The organism is Vineibacter terrae (genome assembly GCF_008039615.1).
Classification (GTDB): domain Bacteria; phylum Pseudomonadota; class Alphaproteobacteria; order Reyranellales; family Reyranellaceae; genus Vineibacter; species Vineibacter terrae.
This window is the reverse complement of record NZ_VDUZ01000015.1, coordinates 1-21889: the sequence shown is the minus strand read 5'-3', so window position 1 is coordinate 21889 and position 21889 is coordinate 1. Positions and strand designations below refer to the sequence as shown.

The 21889-nt window shown below is 57.0% G+C and carries 16 protein-coding genes and 1 tRNA gene; 5 read left to right on the top strand and 12 right to left on the bottom strand.

Features of this window, described 5'->3' with window-relative positions:
* The first annotated feature begins 385 nt into the window (after positions 1 to 385).
* Complete coding sequence (locus FHP25_RS14715; protein ID WP_147847699.1) at positions 386 to 619, top strand: hypothetical protein; 234 nt, start codon at positions 386 to 388, stop codon at positions 617 to 619.
* A gap of 81 nt (positions 620 to 700) precedes the next feature.
* Here FHP25_RS14715 and FHP25_RS14710 read toward each other — a convergent pair whose 3' ends face one another.
* Positions 701 to 1540 (bottom strand): competence protein CoiA family protein, encoded by an 840-nt coding sequence (locus tag FHP25_RS14710; protein ID WP_147847698.1) that lies wholly within the window; start codon positions 1538 to 1540, stop codon positions 701 to 703.
* Positions 1541 to 2011: 471 nt separating this feature from the next.
* On the opposite strand from FHP25_RS14710, the gene FHP25_RS14705 reads away from it, so the two are divergent.
* Positions 2012 to 3493 carry a TM0106 family RecB-like putative nuclease gene (locus tag FHP25_RS14705; RefSeq protein ID WP_147847697.1) on the top strand — a complete coding sequence of 494 codons (1482 nt, stop codon included), beginning with the start codon at positions 2012 to 2014 and terminating at the stop codon, positions 3491 to 3493.
* 18 nt (positions 3494 to 3511) lie between these two features.
* Here the strand turns inward: FHP25_RS14705 and FHP25_RS14700 are convergent, their stop codons facing one another.
* Genes FHP25_RS14700 through FHP25_RS14670 form a run of 7 tightly spaced genes read right to left on the bottom strand, consistent with a single transcriptional unit; the run spans position 3512 to position 15329 of the window.
* Positions 3512 to 3724 carry a KTSC domain-containing protein gene (locus FHP25_RS14700; protein WP_147847696.1) on the bottom strand — a complete coding sequence of 71 codons (213 nt, stop codon included), beginning with the start codon at positions 3722 to 3724 and terminating at the stop codon, positions 3512 to 3514.
* A 9-nt stretch (positions 3725 to 3733) separates the two neighbouring features.
* Positions 3734 to 5569 (bottom strand): helicase HerA-like domain-containing protein, encoded by a 1836-nt coding sequence (locus FHP25_RS14695; RefSeq protein WP_147847695.1) that lies wholly within the window; start codon positions 5567 to 5569, stop codon positions 3734 to 3736.
* Positions 5556 to 6818 (bottom strand): SIR2 family protein, encoded by a 1263-nt coding sequence (locus FHP25_RS14690; protein ID WP_218578384.1) that lies wholly within the window; start codon positions 6816 to 6818, stop codon positions 5556 to 5558. Before FHP25_RS14690 ends, FHP25_RS14695 begins: the two co-directional genes overlap by 14 nt.
* A 3-nt stretch (positions 6819 to 6821) precedes the next feature.
* Positions 6822 to 9812, bottom strand: coding sequence for a type I restriction endonuclease subunit R (locus FHP25_RS14685; RefSeq protein ID WP_147847694.1), 2991 nt, complete (start codon positions 9810 to 9812; stop codon positions 6822 to 6824).
* Positions 9809 to 12031, bottom strand: coding sequence for a GmrSD restriction endonuclease domain-containing protein (locus FHP25_RS14680; protein WP_147847693.1), 2223 nt, complete (start codon positions 12029 to 12031; stop codon positions 9809 to 9811). Before FHP25_RS14680 ends, FHP25_RS14685 begins: the two co-directional genes overlap by 4 nt.
* Positions 12028 to 13308 carry a restriction endonuclease subunit S gene (locus FHP25_RS14675; RefSeq protein ID WP_147847692.1) on the bottom strand — a complete coding sequence of 427 codons (1281 nt, stop codon included), beginning with the start codon at positions 13306 to 13308 and terminating at the stop codon, positions 12028 to 12030. Before FHP25_RS14675 ends, FHP25_RS14680 begins: the two co-directional genes overlap by 4 nt.
* Positions 13305 to 15329, bottom strand: a complete 2025-nt coding sequence (locus FHP25_RS14670; RefSeq protein WP_147847691.1) for a type I restriction-modification system subunit M — start codon at positions 15327 to 15329, stop codon at positions 13305 to 13307. Before FHP25_RS14670 ends, FHP25_RS14675 begins: the two co-directional genes overlap by 4 nt.
* Before the next feature lie 359 nt (positions 15330 to 15688).
* On the opposite strand from FHP25_RS14670, the gene FHP25_RS14660 reads away from it, so the two are divergent.
* Positions 15689 to 16453, top strand: a complete 765-nt coding sequence (locus FHP25_RS14660) for a DUF5131 family protein (RefSeq protein WP_147847689.1) — start codon at positions 15689 to 15691, stop codon at positions 16451 to 16453.
* A gap of 12 nt (positions 16454 to 16465) precedes the next feature.
* Positions 16466 to 17602, top strand: a complete 1137-nt coding sequence (tcmP, locus tag FHP25_RS14655) for a three-Cys-motif partner protein TcmP (protein WP_147847688.1) — start codon at positions 16466 to 16468, stop codon at positions 17600 to 17602.
* A 265-nt stretch (positions 17603 to 17867) separates the two neighbouring features.
* On the opposite strand, the gene FHP25_RS14650 is transcribed toward tcmP, so the two are convergent.
* The 3 genes from FHP25_RS14650 to FHP25_RS14640 are packed head-to-tail and all read right to left on the bottom strand — an operon-like array spanning position 17868 to position 19674.
* A complete protein-coding gene (locus FHP25_RS14650; protein ID WP_147847687.1) occupies positions 17868 to 19082 on the bottom strand; it encodes a tyrosine-type recombinase/integrase in 1215 nt (404 codons plus the stop codon).
* A gap of 49 nt (positions 19083 to 19131) precedes the next feature.
* Positions 19132 to 19371 (bottom strand): hypothetical protein, encoded by a 240-nt coding sequence (locus FHP25_RS14645; RefSeq protein ID WP_147847686.1) that lies wholly within the window; start codon positions 19369 to 19371, stop codon positions 19132 to 19134.
* Positions 19372 to 19389: 18 nt separating this feature from the next.
* Positions 19390 to 19674, bottom strand: a complete 285-nt coding sequence (locus tag FHP25_RS14640) for a hypothetical protein (RefSeq protein WP_147847685.1) — start codon at positions 19672 to 19674, stop codon at positions 19390 to 19392.
* 428 nt (positions 19675 to 20102) lie between these two features.
* Here FHP25_RS14640 and FHP25_RS14635 point away from each other — a divergent pair, with 428 nt between their 5' ends.
* Positions 20103 to 21806, top strand: a complete 1704-nt coding sequence (locus FHP25_RS14635) for a recombinase family protein (RefSeq protein ID WP_147847799.1) — start codon at positions 20103 to 20105, stop codon at positions 21804 to 21806.
* Here FHP25_RS14635 and FHP25_RS14630 read toward each other — a convergent pair.
* A tRNA-Met gene (locus tag FHP25_RS14630) sits at positions 21763 to 21839 on the bottom strand. The genes FHP25_RS14635 and FHP25_RS14630 overlap by 44 nt on opposite strands.
* Positions 21840 to 21889 lie beyond the last annotated feature (50 nt).

The following is a 21889-nucleotide window of genomic DNA, read 5'->3' as shown; positions in this document are numbered from 1 at the left end:
GGATCACCCGTCTTGGCAGTCCGAAGAATCCAAAAAAGAAGAATCCGAAAGACGGGGATACGCCCCGCCGCAGCCCGAAGGGGTTGCCTTGACGGCTAGGGGGCGGCACGCCCCCACTTCTTGAAAGACCGGGCGGCACGCCCCCACTTCAAAACAGAAAGGAAGTCAGCCGGAGGCTGTCCGCGAATCCTTCGCGCGAGGGATCGTCACCGGACGGCGAAGACGCCCTCCCCTCAACTTACCGGAGGGCGGCTTCGGGAGGCCGCTGAACATCCCTATGCGGCCGACTAGAGCCCGGTCCGATGTTCATCGGACGCGCCGAATTGCGTACTGTAGGAACAGCAAAGGGGTCCGAAGGACAAAGTCGCAAACGTCAGGAGAAGCTATGAGCGATGCAGCTTTCGCAGGATCGTCACCGTGGCATGACGAGATTCTTGTCGAGGAGCACCCGACAATCATTGAGTGCCTGGAGAAACGGGCGAAACTGTTCGTGATCGACAGGACGGAGAAAGGCTACCGCATCGTCGAACTCTGTGACGGGTACTACGGCACGACGCTATCGCAGGACCAGTTCGAGCGATTTATCGCAGAGCTCCAGCTATTGGCAAAGGCAGGCTAAGCCGCTGCATCTGGTCCTTCTGTAAGCCGCGAAACATCTCGTCCTGCTCCTTTTCGGTTAGTTGCCGTTCTGGCAAGTCCTCTACCTCCAGCTCCGACGCGCTTTGATGCCGCTTCCGGACCATGACCGGCGCTTGCGTGCGGCGTATCGCTTGCGTCCTGGAGGCCTTGGCTTCCGGCGATGCGATTGCCACGGAATCACCAGATGCGGGAGCCGGACCACAGGTGCAACGTTCTTCCCCCAGCTGATGCCCTTGAGGGGCTCGCCTTTGGTCATGGCTTCCAGAAACCGCTTTCGATAAACCGGCGTCAATACGGCCCTGCCCTTCGGGCTTCCCGGATGTGAAACCCACAGGACCGGAGACCCGAAGCGCAACGCATCGCTTACATCGATGACCTCTCCGAAATCGAAAAGAACGAGCGTGCGGCTATTCTCCCATTTTTGTAGCAGCAGGCAGTTTTCCGTCGGAACGACCAACGTCAGGGGAGTCGCGCGCGCAACTCTCCCGAGGCGCAGTGCCTCAAAGAACGCTCGCCTGTCCCCTTTCAGTCGCAGGCCATTCACCACCCAGAACATCGGGCGGTAGATCGCTTCACGAGATGAGCGCTCTTCTTCAGAGATCGGCGAATTCTGAAACTCGATGACGTGCCCGTGCCCGGTCTTCACGTCCGCGAAGTGCCTTTCGCCGTTGTCCGCCTGATGGACGATTTCCTGGCACCCTTCCGGAAAGCAGGCTTTCCATTGCCGGTGCCATTCGGTTTCGGGCTCCCAGTGGTGATCGACGGTGCCGGGAGGATGCGACCAGTGCGGCACTCTGAATCTGCCGCATCTCGGCGTCACCGGGACTTCGCAAACCTCGCATGTGCCCTTTAGCCCGCGCAAAGCCTCCCGGCGCTGCCCATCAACGATCGCGTATTTCATGGTCAACTCCCATCGTTGCCGCGAGCGCGCCATCACTGGCTGCCTGCGGACAGTTGTTGCTTTTGTGATTCCGATGGGAGGCGGCGTGAACGCCGCTTATTCATTCTTCCGGGGACCCGCTCAGTCGGGCGTTCTTATTGCTTCTGGCCATCGGAGGCCAAAATCATTGCACATCGATTCGCCCGAAGATGTCAATACGGGCTATAGAGGACCGTTGTAGCGCAACAGCTTCCGCCGCGAGGGATCGTCACCGGATGGCGAAGACGCTCTCCCCTCAACTTACCGGAGGGCGGCTTCGGGAGGACGCTGAACATCCCTATGCGGCCGACTAGAGCCCGGTCCGGCGCAGCCGGACGCGCCGGACACTCAGTATGCTATGCTTATGCTGATGAATCACGAATCAAAGAGCATTGAATTTTTGGCGCATGAAGGAACGTGCTTGGACGTGTCTTCAGGATCGGAGCACAACGCATGAAACCGCCTGTCACCGCGTCGATGCTGTACGATCTTGTAGCGTGTTCGCACCGTGTCACGATGGATTTGTTTGGCGATGCGACAGAGCGCGATGCTCCCAATCCGTTTGTAGAGCTTCTCTGGGAAAAGGGCTCGCTTTACGAGCAACAGGTGATCGCCACCCTCAAGGTGCCTTTCCTTGATCTTTCGACGTATGCCGGGAATGAGAAAGAGCACCTCACGCTGGCGGCGATGGAGCGCGGCGAACCGCTTATTTACAGCGGCCGCATTCAGGCCGATGGGCTGCTCGGCGAACCTGATCTCCTTCGCAAGGAAAGCACAGGCTACATCGCGGGCGACATAAAATCTGGTTCAGGCGAAGAAGGCCCTGAAGACAATTCCAAACCGAAAATCCACTACGCGGTCCAGCTTGGCCTCTATACCGACATCCTCGAACGCAAAGGCCTCTCTTCAGGCCGCCGCGCCTTTGTGTGGGACATTCACGGCGCGGAAGTTCCCTACGACTTCCATGAACCGTACGGCAAGCGCAATCCAAGGACGCTCTGGCAGGACTATCAGGACGCCCTTCACGAGGCGCAGGCGATCATAGACCGCCAACAAGAGACGCTCCCTGCGTACAGCGGGGTCTGCAAACTCTGCCACTGGTATACCGCCTGCACCAAACGCCTGAAGGAGAGCGATGATCTGACGATGATCCCCGAGCTGGGGCGATCAAAGCGCGACGTGATGATCGGCACGCTGCCCACCGCGACCGAACTCGCCGGCGCAAATCCGGCGGCCTTCATCACCGGAAAGAAGACCGCCTTCGCGGGAATCGGCCCCGACACGCTCCAGAAGTTTCATGAACGCGCGAAACTGCTGACAACCAAGGACGCGAAGCCCTATCTGCGCGCTCCCGTCACCCTGCCCGGCCATGACCGTGAACTCTTCTTCGATATCGAGGTCGATCCGATGCGGGATGTCTGTTACCTGCACGGCTTCGTTGAGCGCCAGGGCCGCGATGCTACAACCGAAAAGTTCTTCTACACCTTCGCCGAAGAGCCGACGCCGGAAGCCGAAAAGAAGGCGTTCGCGGATGCCTGGACGTACGTGAAATCGAAGCGTCCATGCGCGATCTACTACTATTCAAAGTACGAACGAACGCTTTACCGCAAGCTTCAAGGCAAATACCCGGATGTCTGCACCGCCGAAGAGATAGAAGAAATGTTCGACCCTGCGCACGCAGTCGATCTCTACAACGACGTTGTTACGAAAGCGACCGAATGGCCTACATGGGACCATTCGATCAAAACGCTCGCCAAGTTCCTTGGCTTCAACTGGCGCGACACCCACCCTTCCGGTGCCGCCTCGATCGAATGGTTCGACCGCTGGGTTAAGACAGGCGACCCGCAGGTGCGTCAGCGAATCCTCGACTATAACGAGGATGACTGCATTGCAACGCGCGTTCTGCTGGATGGTATCCGTCAGATGGCGTCGTGAGTTACCTTATCGCAGGTGTCATCCAACTCGCGAGTACGGGTAAGCATTCTTAATGTATGTATTTAGAAAGCGGCCCTTCGACCCTTCCCGCATCAAATTGTCATACATGTTCTGAGGGACATTGTAGTACTGATAGATCGAACCATTCACAAACTCCACTTCCAGAGTTTGAGTGGGTTCATCATAACCTATTGATGCAATGTTTGACGATGCGACAGAGTATCGTTGCATGACTTTACCTCAATCCTCCGCCGATTCATCGGTGACTTTGTCTCTTTTGACTTTAGCATCGCGGACAACCGCTCTAGGCCGTTGTGCACGCCACGAAGCCACAACGCGATCATACCCTTCGGCCCGACGTTGCAGAGACCATTGTTGAGTCACCTCAGGATCGCTGCTGCGCGGTCTGTGCTCTTGCGATGGCAAAGTGATGCGGCAACGCATGGGAAGCCTGGCCGCTTCGCCCATAATAATCGCCTCACCTGTTCGCAGGACTGGTAAAACATCGAGGAGACTTACCAATCCGTCGGGCAGTGTCCCTTGGACACGCTGACGGTCTGAGGGATTGGAAAGGCGGAGCGCAAAAAACGTACCGCATTGCGAGAGGATGGTCTCATCCACCTCTGATGGCCGCTGACTGATAATCATTGCACCCACACCGTATTTCCGTCCCTCCTTCGCGATCTTTCTCACAGTTTCGGAGGCGAGGCTTTCGGTATTAGTCGAAAGATAGCGATGTGCCTCTTCCATCACGACAAGAAGTGGACGTTCGATCCCGCCTTCCGTCTTTTCGCGGCTCCAGAACAGGGACTCGTAGACGATCTTCAGGATCGACCCTATCAAGCGCTCCAGCACCGCACTCGGCACTCCTGACAGGTCCAGGATCGTAATTGGTTTGGAGCCACCCAACCATCCGGCGAGCAGAGCATCGAGGTCCTGTTTCGTCTTGCCACCGAGGTTTGGTTCCCACGAACCCGGATGCAGCAGGAAGTCATAGCGACGATCAAGGAGGCGGGATCGGAGAAGGTTGAGCTGCCGCCGTATTCCGAAGGCTTGCTGATTGAGAAATGGTCCTGCTGCCCCCATCGCATGAGGCTTGTATTTCGGCGCTATCAGTTTGTCGGCATCGCCAGCATCCTGACGGGTTGATTGATCGCGTTGCGGTCCATCAAACGTAGCGATTTCAAAGTCGATGAGATCATGCCAAAGCTGTTTGAGGCTGTATGGGATCGGCGTGTCCACCGTAATCGAGCTTTCGTCGACTCCGGGAAAAGGGGTGGCCTTATGAGAAGCGATCTTCAGTTCAAAGAGTTTGTCCGTAAACGCCGTTTCTCTGGGTCCATCGACGCCACCCGTCAGGAAAGCAAGGAGGTCACCCGCTTCCAAAGCCCAATACGGAATGAGAAGCTTTTCCTCACCAGCTTGGGGATCAACACTAAAGACCTTGGCTACATCGGCGAGTGCAGTCGAGTATTCTCCGTGAATATCCAGCATCAGAACTCGCGCGCTTGGGTAGGCCTCCGTGTCGACAGGGGGAGAGGTAATCGAGCGAAGTAGGCTCGCAATTGTTGTAGACTTACCAGAGCCAGTCGAACCCAGAACGGCTGAATGTCGCGTGAGCAGTTCGTCCAATGCGATTTTTGCGGGGATGCTTTCTGCGCTTGAGAGCGTCCCGACAACGATATGCCCCTGCTCAGCCGTCCCATAGATTCTTCTGAGATTGGATTCGATTGCGAGATGAACGCCGTCTCCGATATTGGGATACTGACTGATCCCTCTCTCAAAAGTGCCACCAATGGCTTCACCCACTAGTTGCACCTCCATCCAGCGGCCGGTGTCGTCATCAACACTCTGTTGCGGTAGTGGTGCCGCTTTAGCGCCAACTTGCGAAACGACGCCGAAAAGGTCCTGGTAGCCTTGGGGAATTCTCACAAAGCTGCCAACTTGGCCAATCCGGTAGGTTCGTCCGTTAATGATCGAGAGCCCCGATGCGACCGACTGCGCGAGGTGGATACTCACCGCGGAGCCGGAAACGGACGCTACCGTCCCAAGGTATGTGGGGTCACGACTTAGCATGAGCGCCTCCGGCTGGCGGGCTCGGAGCTGTGCCTGACGCACTCGGGTCGGCCGGCGTCGGTGCGGGCGTTGGTGCAGGAATCATCTTTGAAGCCTGCGTGAGCGAGAAGAATCGGGCCAGCTTGGCGAAATCTCCGAGCAGAAACTGGGCAGGGTCCTTGCTCGTACCGGCCTGCCAGAAGGTCTGTCGTATGCTCTCCCAATCATCGGTTGGTGGTTGCCCCGGCTGCCATTGTCCCGGAACGCCGAAAATGACGGCGCCGTCCCGCGCGTAGACACTGAGATTTGGCCGGTTCATGGCGAATTTTGTGGCCAGCGTTTCTTTGTCCAGATTCTGGTATTGAAAGGCAAAAATTGCGGTGTGCGTGTTCGCAGCAAGCGCTTCATCCAGCACTGCACAGATATGAGCATCAAAGAACGAGAATCCCGAACAAATCAGCAGTGTATCCGGCGTAATGAGAAACTGTCGAAGATGCTCAAACAGGGAAGAGTATGGCTGGCGCGTAACTTCATCGTACTTGAGATGATCTGGGTAAATCAGCTTCGTCGCGGTGCGGAGTCCTGTGCGAATGATTGAGTCACCATGGACATCCCAACCTAGGGAACCATGGATCTTCCACAACCGGGACCAGCGTGGCGGAAGCTTGTCACCTGACACGCTGACCGGATCGAAGAACGGCATATGTGCGCCAGTAAACCCGTCAAAATACGGCAGCCGGGCGCGTTCAAAAGCCTCCTCGATGAGGAGGTCGTAGTTTGGAGTGAAAATTTCAACTGGATGGTCGCGGTGCGTGCCGCCGATCCAGGAAATCAGTTCGGTAAACGGCGTCTGCCCATCTGGCAGACGCTCTCCGACTTTCGACCCAATCTCTTGACAGATACGCTCGGCCAGCGAGGTGTACCCTGTCGCGTCGAGGCCATGTACCTTTTCACTTGCGATCGCCTGGGCAAGCCGGCGGACGCGAGTCAGGATAGCCTCAATGTTTGGATTCTCATCAGGTTTGGTTTTGAGCTTGGCTATGACGCCTTGGTCGGCTGCGGGAAGAGCGTTGACGACCGCATCCGTGAGGCGGGCGACATCCGGTATGAGGGGTTTGCCGTCATCCTTTAACTGACCTTTGTCATCGACCTTTACGGCAGTTGGGGCTCCAGCTCCGATCAACAACCCAACACGCTTTCGCCCTTGCGACAGAATCTGGCGCAAGTCCACCATGTACCGGTCCGGATTATGTAGTGTTGTGGTCGCCATAGGTCAGCTCTCCCGGACCTCGCGCAGCGCTCTGCCGAAAAAGTGGCGTGTCGCCTTGTCCCGTGCCGCTGCATCGGTCAGAACAATGTTCCGCATTTCATTGTCGCGCTGGAACATGCGGATCGCACCCTGGAAGAACGCATCCCGGAAGGCGGCGTACACGACATCGGGCGGGTTGTTGCGCAGCATCTCGGTCATATCGTCAGTGAGCACCTCCCGGTTGACCTGCTCGAAGCGGATCATGTCAGCTTCCGTAAAGTCTGTACCGTGCCGGTCGTTGAAGGCCTTCACGATTTCCGAAAGCTCCTTCTTTTCGTCTTCCGTGTAGGGTTTCGCCCCGAATTCCTTGATGGCCTGGAGCGGATCGCTATCGCCGGGCGACAATGAAGCGCTGCCCTCCTCCTTCTGTTCCACGCGGAAGGCCTGAAGGCGGAGCATGTCTTCGGTGATTTCGATGTCCGGCGGCAACACCCGGTTAGGCAGAAGGCGCGAAAGCCATGATGAATAGGAGTAGAGCTTCTCAAGGCCCGTATCCTCAAGCCGGATCACCTGCGCGACGAAACTGTAGAAGCGCATGTAGCTCCGAACAAGCTGCCTGAATTCCTCCTGATTGCCTTCGTCATCCTCCGCTTCAAAACGGGAGACGGCCTGCCGGACGAGCCCTTCAAGCCGGGCACGATCCCCGCCATCGAGCGGCCCTTTGTAGAAAGTCTGCGCGAAGCGGTCGATCTCTGCGCGATCCAGGAAGCCGAACTTAAACAGACGTCCTTCCAGCTCGTACACTTGGTTCGGATCGGACATTGCCTCCAGGCTCGTTGCCTCGTAGTAAGGCCGGAAGGCCGCCTGGATGTCCTCCATCGCGTTCTGAAAATCGAGGATGTAGGTTCGCTCCTTGCCTGCACGAGTGCGGTTCAGGCGAGAGAGCGTCTGCACGGCCTGCAATCCGGCGAGCTTGCGATCAACATACATGGCGCAGAGCTTGGGCTGATCGAAGCCGGTCTGGTACTTCTCGGCGACGATCAAAATTTGGTACTTCTCCGGATAGGGCGTGCCATCTGGCTTCAAGCCGTCGAAGCGTCCGGGAAGCTCGGTCTCGGAGAACCCATTGAGGTCAACCTCGGTGTAGGTCTCCCCGTCCAGGGTCAGATCACCCGAAAACGCGACCAATGCCTTCAGGTCCGTGTAGCCCTGCGTCTTGATGTAGTCGCGGACACCGAAATAATACTTCAGCGCGTGTTCCCGGCTCTGGGTGACGATCATCGCCTTTGCCTGCCCATCGATCTCTTTCATGACGTGGCGGCGGAAATGTTCGACGATCACCTCTACCTTCTGTCCGATGGCGGTGGGATGCAGAGAGGCAAAGCGCGCCACTTTGCGCTGCCCCCTCCGGCCGCTTAGCTCGGGGTCATCCTCGATTGCCTTTTCCAGCTGATAGTAGGCCTTGTAGGTCATGTAGTTCTGGAGCACGTCCAGAATGAAGCCCTCTTCAATCGCCTGCCGCATCGAATAGAGATGGAACGGGTGGGGGAGACCGTCCGGCCCCATCACGCCAAACCGTTCAAGCGTTACATTCCGGGGCGTCGCCGTGAAGGCGAAGAAGCTGATGTTTGCCTGCGGCCCCCGCTGCTTCTGGTACTCGGCGATCAAATCCTCAATATCATCGCTCGATGAGGCCTCGCGGGTAAGCGCATCGGTCATTGCCTGAGCGGATTTCCCCGATTGACTGCCGTGCGCTTCATCGACGATCACCGCGAACTTGCGCTTCCCCTGTCCTGAAATCTCTTTTAGGTGCTCGGTCGAGAACTTTTGAATCGTAGTGACAATGATCCTCGCGCCCTTGGCAATCGCTTCCTTGAGCTGCCTGGAGGTGCCATCGATCTTCTTGACGACACCCTGCGTCTGCTCAAACTGCGAAACGGTGCTCTGAAGCTGCCGGTCGAGGACGATCCGGTCGGTTACGATGACCGCTGTATTGAAGATCGGTTGATCGGTATCGTCATGCAGATTGATCGCCTGGTGCGCCGTCCATCCAATCGTGTTCGACTTACCGGACCCGGCCGAGTGCTGGATGAGATAGTTACGGCCCGCGCCATGCGTACGGGCGTGCGCCATCATCTTCCGCACCGCGTGAAGCTGCTGGAAGCGCGGGAAGATCATCACATCTTCCTTCATCTCGTTGACTTCGAGGTGCATGAACTTCCCGATCACGTCGAGGAGCACCTCACGCGAAAAGATCGCCTTCCCCCATTCGCCGTCGCTATAGAGATAGGCGACACGGAATTCGCCCTCTATGTCGGGGTTTCCGGCTCCGCCCTCCCGGCCCCGGTTAAAGGGCAAGAAACGCGTCTTTCCGTTGGCAAGGCGCGTGGTCATCGACACGTTGTCTTCGTCTGCTGCGAAATGAACCAAAGCGCCCCGCTTGAAGGTGAGGAGCGGCTCCCCTCCGGGCGATCTGTCCGTACGGTATTGTCTTTCAGCGTGTTTGAAGGTCGAACCGGTCAGGAGGTTCTTCAGCTCCATCGTTGCAACCGGGATGCCGTTCACGCAAAGGACTACGTCGACGCGGCCATCATGCCGCTGGCTGTACTCGACCTCCTGTATCACCGAGAGGATGTTCGCTTCGTATTCCTTAATTCTCTTTGGCTCCAGGGCGCTCGCCGGCTTGAAGTAGCAAAGCGCAAACTTTATGCCGGGAATCATCTTGATCCCGTTTCGCAGCACGTCGAGCGTCGAACGGCTCTTTAGAGCCTTCTCCAGGTTCTTGAAAAACTCCGCCTCGGCTGATGCGCTGTAGTGCGCTTCGAGCTTGGCCCACTCGTCCCCCTGCGTCGCCTTAACGAACCGCAGCATCAGCGCCTGGTCGAGGGCGCTCTTCCGGTCGTAGTCGTCTGGTGCGCGCTCGTCATACCCCTGGCCAGCAACAAGCTTCGCAATGAGATGCTGCTGGAGCACTCGTTCCAGATGAACGTTTGTTGCATGGTGCCGGTCTGTCATTTCTCAAGCACCTGCTTAAACCAGATAATGGCCGCTTCACCTTCCTTCCGGGTGACTTCATCCACCGTGCGGCTGTGGCGGATGCCATTGCGAAGTTCGGCGAGCTGATCGAACTTTCCAAAAAGCGTTTCCTTGTTCGCGAACCGTGCTTGAAAGTTCGGCCATGACGTTTTGCCGGTGATGATCTCCTGCAATTCGCGCAGATCGCAATATTCCAGCTTTCCCTGAAGCGTCTGGTACCGCTCGATGTCCAGCGCGGCATTCTTCTTCGCCGCACGCTGAATTCGCTCTTCGATCTTCTGAAGAATGTGCGGCGGCAACGCTTCCGTAGTGCCGTTGAGGGCGACGGCGACGTTGTCGCGCAGCTTGAGCTCGATCGCTTCCACGTTTGCGTCCAGCTCGCGCAGGTTGGGTGGAAGGTCTAGGCGCTCCTTTACCAGAAGGTTTTCGATCGCATCCTGGATGGTGCGCTGTCGCTCCGTAATAAAGGCTTCAAAGTCATCCGGCGTGAACGGGTCTCTCAGCAGGATGGCAAGCGCAGCGGGCGATATGAAATGCGATTCCATGATCGCGTGAACCGCCTTCTCGCCGTTCTGTTTGATGAGTTCGGGCAAATAGGCGTTCGGAAGTTTGTCGGCGATCACCTTGCGATTGGTATCGCCGGTAAGTGGCGTGCGATTAAGGATCGTATGGACGATATTGCCCTTGAGGTGCTTCGATCCCCAGGAACTCGGGACGATGTGATGATCATCCAGATCGTCGTGCTGGGGGATGTTGCCCGTGATCCAGTCTCTCGCTCCCTGGATAATAAGAAGGTTGTAGACGCCGTTATAGACCGACGTTCCGCGCTTGATTTCGCGGCGCAGCTCCATTGTGCGGAAGCGGGTCTTGAACTCCTGGATCAGGGCTGGCTCTCCAGCGTCGTCCTCCAGCCACGCCTTCACATCGAGATAGTCGCGAGCACTGGTGGACTCGACCGACCCCGAATACCGGTTTGTAAACACAGAAGCCCAATACCAGTGCCGAATTTTTCGCTGCGCATCGAGTTGCAATCCGGCGGGGCGCGTTTTCACGTAAGCCTGAATTGCCGCGAAGACGGGAAGTATCGAAACATAGGGAAGATATGTGGATGAAACTGCACCGAATTCCTGGGGGTGGCGCAGCATCTTGATTGCGCGCTCCAGGGCGATCACCGCTTCGTTCCAAGCGGTCGTGAACTCTTTGATGTCGGAAACGAGGATTTCCTTGCGGCGCGTTCCATCGGGATCGCGAACCTGCTTTTCCTGACCCGGCATCAGAAAATAGAGGTATTTGGGCGAGCAGTAAGCTTGCCGCAGGATCGACATCACCTGCAGGATGTAGACGTTCATCTTTTCAGTATCGACGAACTCAAGGCGGGCCTGCGCATCCCGCCACATATGCTTGAGCTGGACGCCCTTCGGTGTCAGCAACGCATTGATCAGATCGAATACGTCCAGCCGCACGCCCCGGCTGTTGATCTGGGTAAAGATGTCACAGACCTTGTCGAGCTCCAGCTCCTGGTCTAGCTCGATGTAGGACACCTGGTATTGATCGGTGATCCCTCTCAGGTGCTCGCCAAACTCCTTTGCATTGTCGGCGTGACGTTGAGCCTCCTGAATGGCCTCTTCGCCGCTGGCGCTCTCAGCTGCCTTCCGCCAGTACTGCTCATACTGCTGCACCCAGTTCGGCAATTCCCATCCGCCAGCGCCCACAATGGACAGCGGGAATATGTGTTCGGCAAACTGTGTCTCGCGATCCTTGAGGATTTTTGCTACGCGTTTCGACAGCCAATCGTAATCGAACGCCTCGTCGTACTCCTCTTTCATGAACTTATCGACGCGAACAAAATAGATAGCCCGCGTGGAGCGGCTCGGCAGGGGTACATCGGGAGCGAGGAACGCATAGTACAGAGCGGTTAGTCGTTGCTGACCGTCCAGCACGATATACTCATTGCGGCCGTTGCCGTCGAAGCCGTAGATCGCCTCGCACGAAAGAGCCTTGAAATTCTCGGTCTTGCCCTTCCACAGCAGCAGGCTACCGATGTAGTAGTCCAGGAAGATCGAGCGCATCAGCTCGCGAATGTCCCACGGCTTCCACTCAAACTCGCGCTGGAAGTCCGGGATCACGAAGCGGCCTTCGCGCAGCCGTCCGATCAGGGTGTTGAGACTCACATGGTCTGGCTTCTGGGCGTCTTTCATGCCGTTGCCTCCCTCCGGCATAGCTTCCCTTCGATCCGCTTCATGCTGCGCTCCGCGTCACCCCAGTGCTCAGACGCAACTTCTATCTCGCCGGTGACGGCTTTCGTGATGAGAGAGGAACGATGCTCCTTGAGAAGGAAGATCGATCTCTGAAGCCGGTTCCGAAGTGCGCGAGATCGTTCGATAACTAGGGCAATTCGATCCTGCTCATCCTTCGTGGGCACCGGCAGCATGACAGGGGCTAGTTTTGAAAAACGAAATCTTGGGGCGCGCTCACGTACCGAAGGACAGAGCACGTAAATATAGTTTTGCGCAGCCATATACCGCAAAATTTGTGCAAAGAAGTGATTGTTTATGCCGGCCGCAATGGGTTCGCAAACCGCGTACTCGCCTGTAGCCTTTCCATCAGAGTCAGAAACTCCGATAGCTCCTGCAAAGGCGTCCATTGTATGAATTACAAGATCGCCTTGATTGATGTGTTGATAACCAACTTCCTTGACTGCCAGCGTGTACCCAGTCAGACGCCGGTTTTCTCGAAGCGTCACCTGCCCATCCCTAAATGCAGTTACTATCTTGTCATCATCGAGCGGAGGACGAGAGAGGCATCGGAATAGGTATTTTGCACGCCTGAGCTTCCAATCATCTGGGATTTCCGGTATCCACGGTAGGTCGGTTTTCCTGAATGAACGTCGTCCACCGTCGCTCATGTGACCAGCAACACAGGCATTTTCTTCGTCTTTTATCAAAGCTATTTGTCTCAGCTTTTTGTCAATCAAGCTGTCAATTAGCGAACTGAACCTATCCAAGAAATTTGCGATCCGCTGTTGCGTTTCCCAATCTGGAACTGCAACGCAAATGTTCTTTAACTCCGTGTAGCGGGTGGTCCACAAGTCTGCCACGATGCCGTGGCCATACCTGTAATATTCTTCTTGAAACGCTATGCTTCTCATTAGGTAATGAAAAAATCGAGGGCAGCCCAGTCGCGGTTTCAGGACGATATTGATCAGAGAAACTGAACCATCGTAGTCAGACAACCCACTTGCGCCTCGGCGGTCTGACCGGCTGTTGATCACCAGATCACCTTGACAGACTTTTTTTCTGTTATCCCTGTCTTCGGATTTGGCGACATGTTCCATTTGAGGGACGACACCATCATAAGTTACCGACAGTGGCGGATATTCTTCATCGTTCACCTTGTCATTGCGCTGCTCAAAATATTGCCCAAGTTTGGCGATGTCCCATCCGTCTGGCTTATGGGCGAGCATTGTCCCCGTCATGCTTGCACCTTGATAAGCAGTTCCGAAATCTCGGCCTCCAGGGCCTTTAGCTCCCTCTCGATTTCCAGAAGAGGGCGCGGCGGAACGTAACGGTAAAAATATCTATTAAAGTTGATCTCGTAGCCAATCCGTCCGACTTGGCCATCGCGGGCGTCGCGATAGCTCTCATCGATCCAGCAATCAGGCACAAAGGGTGTAACCTCGCGCTCCATATACGCTTGCCAATTTTCCTTGAGCGGTACCAATTCATGGTCACGCAACTCGGGATCGGGTTCTGCCTTGCCTTGGCTATCGGCGCAGATATCAGCGTTTGCATCACGCTCAGAGAGGGCGGAAAAGATCGCCTTTCTAACAGGCACTGAAACTTTAGTCGCTCGAGCCTTGAAGGCCTTTGAAAGGGCTTTGTCGAAATCGTCGCGGTTTGTGAATAGGACGTTCTTCATGCCGAGAAGAACAACCTTAATTTCCTCGCGTTCGGGTTCATCCAGCTTCAGAAAAACCTTTTCGTTGCGCAAACGAGCAACCCTGTCTTCGCTTGCCTGAAAATTCAGGCGCAGAGGCCGCTCGACCCGGATTTCGCGATGCCCGAAATCGGCGGTATCGAAGATCTTCGCGACCTCGGACTCTGCGCTCTCGCCGTTCAGGAAGCCTTCGTAGATGCGAACGAGCTCGGCTCTCGCCTCTTCGGGTATTTCGCGGCGCTTAGAACCAAGACTCCTGCGCATCGATTTCCAGAAGCGCTCGCCAGTTGCATCGATCAGCTGCACCTTACCGCGCCGTTGTTTGGACTTTCGGTTCGTCAAAAGCCACACGAAAGTCTGAATGCCGGTGTTGTAGAAGAGGTCGGTCGGCAGAGCGACGATTGCCTCGACCCAATCATTTTCCAGCATCCAACGGCGGATTTCACTTTCGCCTGACGCTGCCCCGCCGGTGAACAGGGGTGATCCATTCATAACGATGCCGATGCGCGAGCCTGTCTCGTCGTCGCGCATCTTTGATATCATGTGTTGAAGGAAGAGAAGCTGACCGTCGGATATGCGCGGCAGACCAGCTCCAAACCGGCCATCCTTGCCGAGCGTGTCGGCTTCGCTCTTGATAGGGTCCTGATACTTCTTCCAGTCCACACCATAGGGTGGATTGGAAAGCATGTAGTGGAACTTCTTGCCCTTGTGTGCGTCCTGGGTGAGCGTGTTGCCAAATGCGATCTGCTCCGGATCATGGCCGGTCACGAGCATATCGGACTTGCAGATGCCGAACGATTCGCCGTTTATCTCCTGGCCAAACAGTTCCACGCGGATCGATGGATTGAAATCTTTCAGGGCCTCTTCAGTAAGAGCAAGCATACCGCCTGTTCCGCAGGCGGGGTCGTACACCTGACGGATAATGCCCTTGCCGGTGAGCTTTGCATCGTCATTGGCGATCAACAGATCAACGATAAGCCGGATGACCTCGCGCGGGGTGAAGTGTTCGCCTGCGGTCTCATTTGAGATTTCCGAGAATTTTCGGATCAGCTCCTCGAAGAGGTAGCCCATCTCGATGTTGGAAACCTTGTCCGGGTGAAGGTCTATCTCGCAAAACCGCTCGAAGACCTGCCAGAGAATACCGCCGTCTTTGAGGCGCTTGAGTTGATCGGTAAAAAGGAACTTGTCGAGGAAGATGTCACGGACATTGCCGGAGAACTTGGTGATGTAATCGATCAGGTTGGCGTGGAGCTGGCCAGGGTCCTGTCCCTTCAGAGTTTCAAATGTGAACCGCGATAGGTTGTAGACCTTTACGTTGCCGCCAACCGCTCCGAACAGGATCATGTCGCGCGTGGCCTCATCGACCCCCTTGGGTAGCTTCTTCTCGGCTGTAAGGACGGCCTGTTTAGAGCCTTCGAGGATACAGTCGAGACGGCGCATGACGACGAATGGCAGAATTACCTTGCCGTATTCGGATTGCTTGAAATCGCCTCGGAGGATTTCCGCGATCGACCAGACAAAGGAACTCAGGCTCTGAACTTTTGCAGTGGTTTTCGACAAAGCCCCCTCCGACTTTTGCTATTGCTTAGGAATCGGGGCCTCTGGTCCCGGACCACTCTTGGTAGGGCTCTGACTCCCGGTATCAGGAGCGGCGAGCCCATGTTGCGCCACAAAGCCCCGCATGAACTCGCGGAGGACTTGGGCAGCGGGCCTATCTTGCGCCCTGCACACGTCCAAAAACTGCTCGCGAAGCTCGCGCTGAACCCTGATGCGGAGACCGGCATCCTTCATGGTGGAAAAGTGTACCCAATGGATACACAAATTGGTAGGGGATTTTCTCTGCTGCTTTGCGTGCAGACTCCGTCTTCCGTCGGAGTGGGCGGTCTTGCGGTTGTTCCTTTTTTGTTCTATCCTGTCCTATGGCTGATTCCACCGAAATAGAATGGACGGATTCGACCTGGAACCCCGTAACGGGCTGCACCAAGGTCACGGCGGGATGTGACCTTTGTTATGCCGAGCGGTTCTCCGAGCGCTTCCGGGGGGTCAAGGGCCATCCTTTTGAGCATGGTTTCGATCTGACGCTTCGACACGGGCGCTTGGAGCAGCCGCTTCGGTGGCGACAGCCTCGCCGCATATTCGTCAATTCCATGAGCGACCTCTTTCACAAAGAGGTGCCCGTGTCGTTCATCGACTCCGTGTTCGACACCATGGAGCAGGCGTCTTGGCATACCTATCAGGTGCTGACCAAACGCAGCTCGCTCATGGCACGGTATCTTTCACGCCGTTACAAAGGCGATCTTGCTCCGCGCCACATCTGGTTGGGCGTGTCCATCGAGGACGCAAAGAACACCGTGCGGCTCGCACACCTCAAAGCCGCTAAGGCCAGCACAAGGTTTGTTTCATTCGAGCCCCTGATAGGGCCGGTCGGACCAATCAGCCTCAAAGGAATTGACTGGGTCATCGTGGGTGGTGAAAGCGGCCCGCGCGCACGTCCGATGGATGAAGCGTGGGTCCTGGAAATCCGGGATCAGTGCAAGTCTGACAAAGTCGCCTTCTTCTTCAAGCAGTGGGGCGGAACTCGACCCAAGACAGGGGGCCGTCTGCTGCGGGGCCGCGAGTGGAATCAATACCCGGACAAGTCAGCCAAGCGCCGCGTGGAGAGTGTCCACGGGGCTTCCTATTGATGGGGCAAAAATTTGAGCGTCTACGTCGACAGGGAGCAGACTGAAGCCAAGCATTTCATATTGAGACGCTATCTTCAGGAGCTTGCATTTAAGGTCCTGCATAATTGGGACATTACGTACGTCGATGGTTTTTCCGGCCCATGGGAATCCAGAACGGCCGATTTTTCCGACACTTCCTTCATGATTGCGATTGGGGTTCTAAGGGACGCCCAGCTCCAGCTCGCCGCGAAGACTGGCCGCCGGCGCCGGATCAAATGCCTCTTTGTTGAAAAGGCCCCCGTCGCATATGCGCAGCTCGCGAAGGCAGTAAGTTGCCACCACAAGCCTGACGAGGGTTTCGAGATCGAAACATTTTGCGGTGCCTTCGAGGATGCAGTCCCTCAAATTCGGGTGGCGATCAGCGGCGCATTTCCGTTGATCTTCATCGATCCGACAGGGTGGACTGGCTATGCCTTTCCGAAGATTAGAGAGATTTTTAACTCCTCCAAGTGCGAGGTGCTGATTAATTTCATGTACGGGCACATCAGCCGTTTCGTCACAAGCCCGGACGAGAAAACGATCGCATCTCTTGATCCAATATTAGGAGGCCCCGGCTGGTATGCCCGCCTCGACAGGAACATGGAGCCCGGTCCTGCGGTCGAGAAGCTCTTCAGAGAAACGCTGAAGGCGGCAGGGGACTTTAGGTATGTGATCTCGACCAGGGTCGACAAGAGCACTGCTGACCGGCCGCATTTCTTCTTGGCTTATGGCACTAAGGATCGGGCAGGCCTAAAGGCGTTTCGGGAAACTGAATATTCGGCGCTGCGCAGCCACGCGAAGAACCGCGCCCATGCTAAGGAACGAAAGCGAGAGGAGCGCACCGGGACGCCAGACTTTTTCGCAGGCGTTGATGCGGAGATTCAAGAGGCGACAGTTGATGAATTGGTACTGGAACAGAAAGCGCTCGCCAAAGATCAGCTTCGGAACTCTATGCAGGCCGGAACCAAAGCCAGGTTTTCGGACATCGTGGACAGCGTCCTTCAAGCCTTCATGCTCCGCGAGACGAACGTGAAGGACATCTGTGTGGACTTGGCGAAGGAAGGGCTGATCCAAAATACCTGGGGACCCCGATACCGGAAGCCTCAGGCCGACTCGATTATCCGAGCGTAACTGCTGGCCTGCTGCGACTCCACGTTCGTTTAACGCAAAGCTCCTGCCACAAGCTCGCCACAAGCCGGGACGGACCGAAACGGACAATGGCGGATTTCTGCGGTTTAGCGAGGACTAGGGTCTTGTGGCAAAAACGGCCCCGAAGGGCCGATTTGTTTCCGTAAGTGTCAGCTAAGTGATTGATCGGATTATGGCGCGAGCGACGGGACTTGAACCCGCGACCTCAGCCGTGACAGGGCGCGCCGTTTTCTAATCTTTCAGATGGTTAGGGATGCTGCGCCACAGACTCGCCACATGATTTTGCGGCCAGCTTGGCAATGAGCCCGCTTTCGCCCTCTCGGCCCTGCTCGGCACGTTCGATTAGGTGCCCGTAGATGTTGAGCGTCGTCTTGATGTCTTCGTGGCCCATCAATTTCTGAATCCGCTTCAGATTCGTTCGCTGCTCGATGAGCATCGACGCATAGAAGTGGCGAAGATCGTAGGGCTTGTATTTCGGCTTCTCGACGGTCTCACCGTCCTCTTCGACCACCTTCACCAGGCCCGCTTCAAAGCAGGCTTCGTAGAACCCGCGCTTGCGCCAGTTGTCGATGCTCTGCCAGTGGCCGGTTGAAGTCGGAAACAGGAGATCATGCTTGTTCGCGACCATCTTGTGGTCGCGATAGTGCGTCACCAGGTCCCGCGTCTGCGGGCTGAGATCAATCGTGCGGCGACTGGCCGGTGTTTTCGGCACCGACAGCTTATAGCCGCCGCCCTCCAATGCGCGATCAATTTTGACGCCTTCGTCGGTGATGTTGAAGTGCTGAACGACGAGGTACTCCTGCGGACGCATCCCGGTATCGGCCGCCAGGTAGAGCATCGGCCGATAACGCTCCCATGTACGTGCGGTCTGCCGGTTCTTGGAATTGGCGAGCCGGTCGGCCGCAGCCAGCAGAGCGCTCACGTCTGCCGGGGTCGGAATCACCACGGGCTCATCGTAGCGGGAGTCGGCCCGGATGCTGATGCCTGCCGCAACGTTGCTCGCGATGTAGCCGCGCATCGCCGCTTCCTTCATGACGGAGTGAAACGAGGACAGAATCTTGTAAGCCTGATAGCGGCTGTAGTGCGTTAGCAGCCAGGATCGAAACTCGACAACGTCGGGAGGCCTGATGTCCCGCAGGCCCTTGGGCCAATCGTAGGCCTTCATTGCATCGGCGCGACGATCATAGGTCTTCTCGGTATGCTTGGTTATGGGGTCGCGGCCGTCCCTGCCTTCCTTGACGCAAAGCGCAAGCCATTTGTCCACGGCCTGACTGACCGTTGTGATCTCGCCATCGCGGATGCTGCTGTCGCTGCTTTGCGTCTTGCCGCTTTCAAGGAACGCCTGCGCCTCCTTCCGCGTCTCAAAGGTCGCGTAGGCATAGCCTGACTTCGTCGATTTGCTCGGATAACGGACTTGGTAAGTTGTACCTTTCGCGCCTACCCTTTTTCTTATATCGGACATGGGCAACTATAATTACGCATAGTATTTGTAAAATCAATCATCGAGTGCATCATGGCGGCGTCTTTGCGCTGTTTTCGGCTTGCACTTGCAATTCCCGATAGATGCGAACGAGCGAGCCTTTCTCGATCTTGAGCTTGCCCTCGATGGGATCGACGAAGAACGGAAGCTTGCGCTGACCGTTTGCGTCCTTGTCGGCCGCGCGCTTCATCTGGCGGGCATTCAGTTCGATACCCATCTCGGCGAGCACTTGCCGGGCTTGTTCCAGGTCGATGTAGCAAGGCTGTTGCATCCCTCCTCCATTCGCCGGCTAAAGGTCGTAGTCCTTGCAGGAAGGCCGGTAGTGGTGCGTGTCGATGAAGTGGGTATGGCCGCAACCGGGCTTTCTCACCCTTACAGGCTCGCCATACTCGTTGGTGAAGTAAAGTTTGAGGCGGGAGCCCTTCACGTAGTGAAGGCCATAGTCCTCCTTGAGGATTCTGATGTCCTCCAGCAGCGCCTGCCTGAACTCATCGATGTGGATTGTGCCGAGGTTCTTGTAGCTGATCGTGAAGCCGTTTGGCTCAAAGGGTCCGCTGCGTTTTGACGTGTCCATAGCTGCCTTCAATCGTACGTTGTCTTAATTTCCATAGTACAAGCAAGGGTATTAACAATTGATTAAGGCGACGCCGGTCAGGCTGCGGCGCAGCGGCTTGCTCGTGCCGCAAGGGGACCGGGCAAAAGCGCGTGTCCAGCCCATGACCAAGGGGCGTTCCTTCCAAAACCCGGAACCACGCCAAAATTAGGTTTGTCGCAGCGCTCTCCGCTGCGCGTCCCATCCAGGGGCATGTGGCGGGCCATGCGGGTCAGCAAGATCAAGGCACGAAGCGGCGAAGCGGAATCAAAACCGCAAGCGGCCGATCCGCGCCTTGTGGCGATCGCCCGGCTCCTTGCGCGTCATGCGGCCAAGGCCGACCACGAAAAGCAATTGAGCACGAGTCCAGGGGAGGCGTATCGTTCGGATTCCCTTCCGAAGGATGCGCCATGACCAAGGTCGCGATCTACGCCCGGTACTCTTCCGACCGGCAGAGCGAAGCGTCTATCGAGGATCAGGTCCGCCTCTGCGAAGAGCGCGCGGCGCGCGAGTGCTGGAAGATCGTAAAGCGCTATTCCGATGCCGCAGTCTCCGGTGCGAGCCTGATGCGCCCCGGCGTACAGGCCTTGATGCAGGACGCTCAGGCCAAGAAGTTCGATCTCGTGCTGACGGAGTCTCTCGACCGCCTCTCGCGTGACCAGGAAGACATTGCCGGCGTGTTCAAGCGCCTGCGCTTTGCCGGGGTGAAGCTGGTCACATTGTCCGAAGGCGAGATCGCCGAGCTGCATATCGGCTTCAAGGGCACGATGGGCGCTCTTTACCTCAAGGACCTTGCCGACAAGACGCGGCGCGGCCTGCGCGGGCGCGTTGAGGCGGGCAAGTCCGGCGGCGGGAATTCCTACGGCTATGACGTGGTGAGGGCTTTCAGGGATTCTGGCGAGCCGGAGTACGGCGGCCAGAAGGTCAACGAAGCGGAAGCCGCGACCGTCCAATTCATCTTCAACGAATACGCTGCCGGAAAGTCGCCCAAGGCGATAGCGCACGGCCTCAACAAGCGGAAGATCCCTGGTCCCTCCGGCAAAGGCTGGGGACCATCGACCATCAACGGCAACTGGCGGCGCGGCACCGGGCTTCTGAACAACGAACTCTATATCGGGCGGCGCATCTGGAACCGCCTTGCCTATGTGAAGGACCCCGACACCGGGAATCGCGTCTCCCGCCTGAACGATCAGGCGGCATGGATCGTCAAGGACGTGCCGGAACTGCGCATCATCGATCAGGCCCTTTGGGACCAGGTGAAGCAGCGCCAGCTAGGCTTGCGCCAGGAAAAGTCGTTCTTTGATAGGCAGCGCCCCCGGATGCTGCTCTCCTACCTGCTGAAGTGCGGCAGCTGCGGCGGCGGATTCAGCAAGATTTCAGCCAGCCACTACGGCTGCTCGACGGCGCGCAACAAGGGCACCTGCAATAACCGCCTGACCATCCGGCAGGATGAGCTGGAAGGCTTCATGCTCGGCGCGCTGCAATCGCGGCTGATGGACCCTGCCCTGCTCGAAGAATTCTGCGGCGAGTACACGCGCCATATGAACAGGCTGCGCGGCGAGAAGAACGCATCGCTCGCGTCGGCCAAGGCTGAACTCGCCCGCCTGGCAAGGCAACGCGGAAACATCATTGAGGCGATCAAGAACGGCGTATCGGGCGCGGAGGTCAAGGATGACCTCGCCCGGATTGTGGCGAGGCGCGAGGAGCTGGAAGCCCTGCTCGCTGGCACGAAGGAAGAGCCGGTGCTGCTCCATCCCGGCATGGCGGCGCACTACCGGAATCAGGTCGGCAATCTCGTGGCCGTCCTGAACACGGACGCGAACCGCACCGAAGCGGCGGAGATTGTGCGCTCGCTTGTGGAAAAGATCACCCTGACGCCAAACGCCGAAGGCAAACTCGATATCGACCTCTACGGCGATCTCGCCGGCATTCTGTCCCTTGCTGCAAACGGCTCGCCGGATGCACAGGTCAAGATGGTTGCGGGAGCGAGCAACCGCCTTGTCCTGCACGGCGCAAACAAAAACGGCCGCCCGAATGCCCGGACGGCCGATCTCGTTCAGCAGGTTAAGATGGTTGCGGGGGCAGGATTTGAACCTGCGGCCTTCAGGTTATGAGCCTGACGAGCTACCGGGCTGCTCCACCCCGCGGTGGTGAGGGTGGAGTGAAGAGGGTGCATGTGCTGCGCGCCTTGGAAGGC

Coding starts and splice junctions, on each gene's coding strand:
- FHP25_RS14715 (WP_147847699.1), top strand. CDS start 386: ATGAGCGATGCAGCTTTCGCAGGATCGTCACCGTGGCATGACGAGATT.
- FHP25_RS14710 (WP_147847698.1), bottom strand. CDS start 1,540: ATGAAATACGCGATCGTTGATGGGCAGCGCCGGGAGGCTTTGCGCGGG.
- FHP25_RS14705 (WP_147847697.1), top strand. CDS start 2,012: ATGAAACCGCCTGTCACCGCGTCGATGCTGTACGATCTTGTAGCGTGT.
- FHP25_RS14700 (WP_147847696.1), bottom strand. CDS start 3,724: ATGCAACGATACTCTGTCGCATCGTCAAACATTGCATCAATAGGTTAT.
- FHP25_RS14695 (WP_147847695.1), bottom strand. CDS start 5,569: ATGCTAAGTCGTGACCCCACATACCTTGGGACGGTAGCGTCCGTTTCC.
- FHP25_RS14690 (WP_218578384.1), bottom strand. CDS start 6,818: ATGGCGACCACAACACTACATAATCCGGACCGGTACATGGTGGACTTG.
- FHP25_RS14685 (WP_147847694.1), bottom strand. CDS start 9,812: ATGACAGACCGGCACCATGCAACAAACGTTCATCTGGAACGAGTGCTC.
- FHP25_RS14680 (WP_147847693.1), bottom strand. CDS start 12,031: ATGAAAGACGCCCAGAAGCCAGACCATGTGAGTCTCAACACCCTGATC.
- FHP25_RS14675 (WP_147847692.1), bottom strand. CDS start 13,308: ATGACGGGGACAATGCTCGCCCATAAGCCAGACGGATGGGACATCGCC.
- FHP25_RS14660 (WP_147847689.1), top strand. CDS start 15,689: ATGGCTGATTCCACCGAAATAGAATGGACGGATTCGACCTGGAACCCC.
- FHP25_RS14650 (WP_147847687.1), bottom strand. CDS start 19,082: ATGTCCGATATAAGAAAAAGGGTAGGCGCGAAAGGTACAACTTACCAA.
- FHP25_RS14645 (WP_147847686.1), bottom strand. CDS start 19,371: ATGCAACAGCCTTGCTACATCGACCTGGAACAAGCCCGGCAAGTGCTC.
- FHP25_RS14640 (WP_147847685.1), bottom strand. CDS start 19,674: ATGGACACGTCAAAACGCAGCGGACCCTTTGAGCCAAACGGCTTCACG.
- FHP25_RS14635 (WP_147847799.1), top strand. CDS start 20,103: ATGACCAAGGTCGCGATCTACGCCCGGTACTCTTCCGACCGGCAGAGC.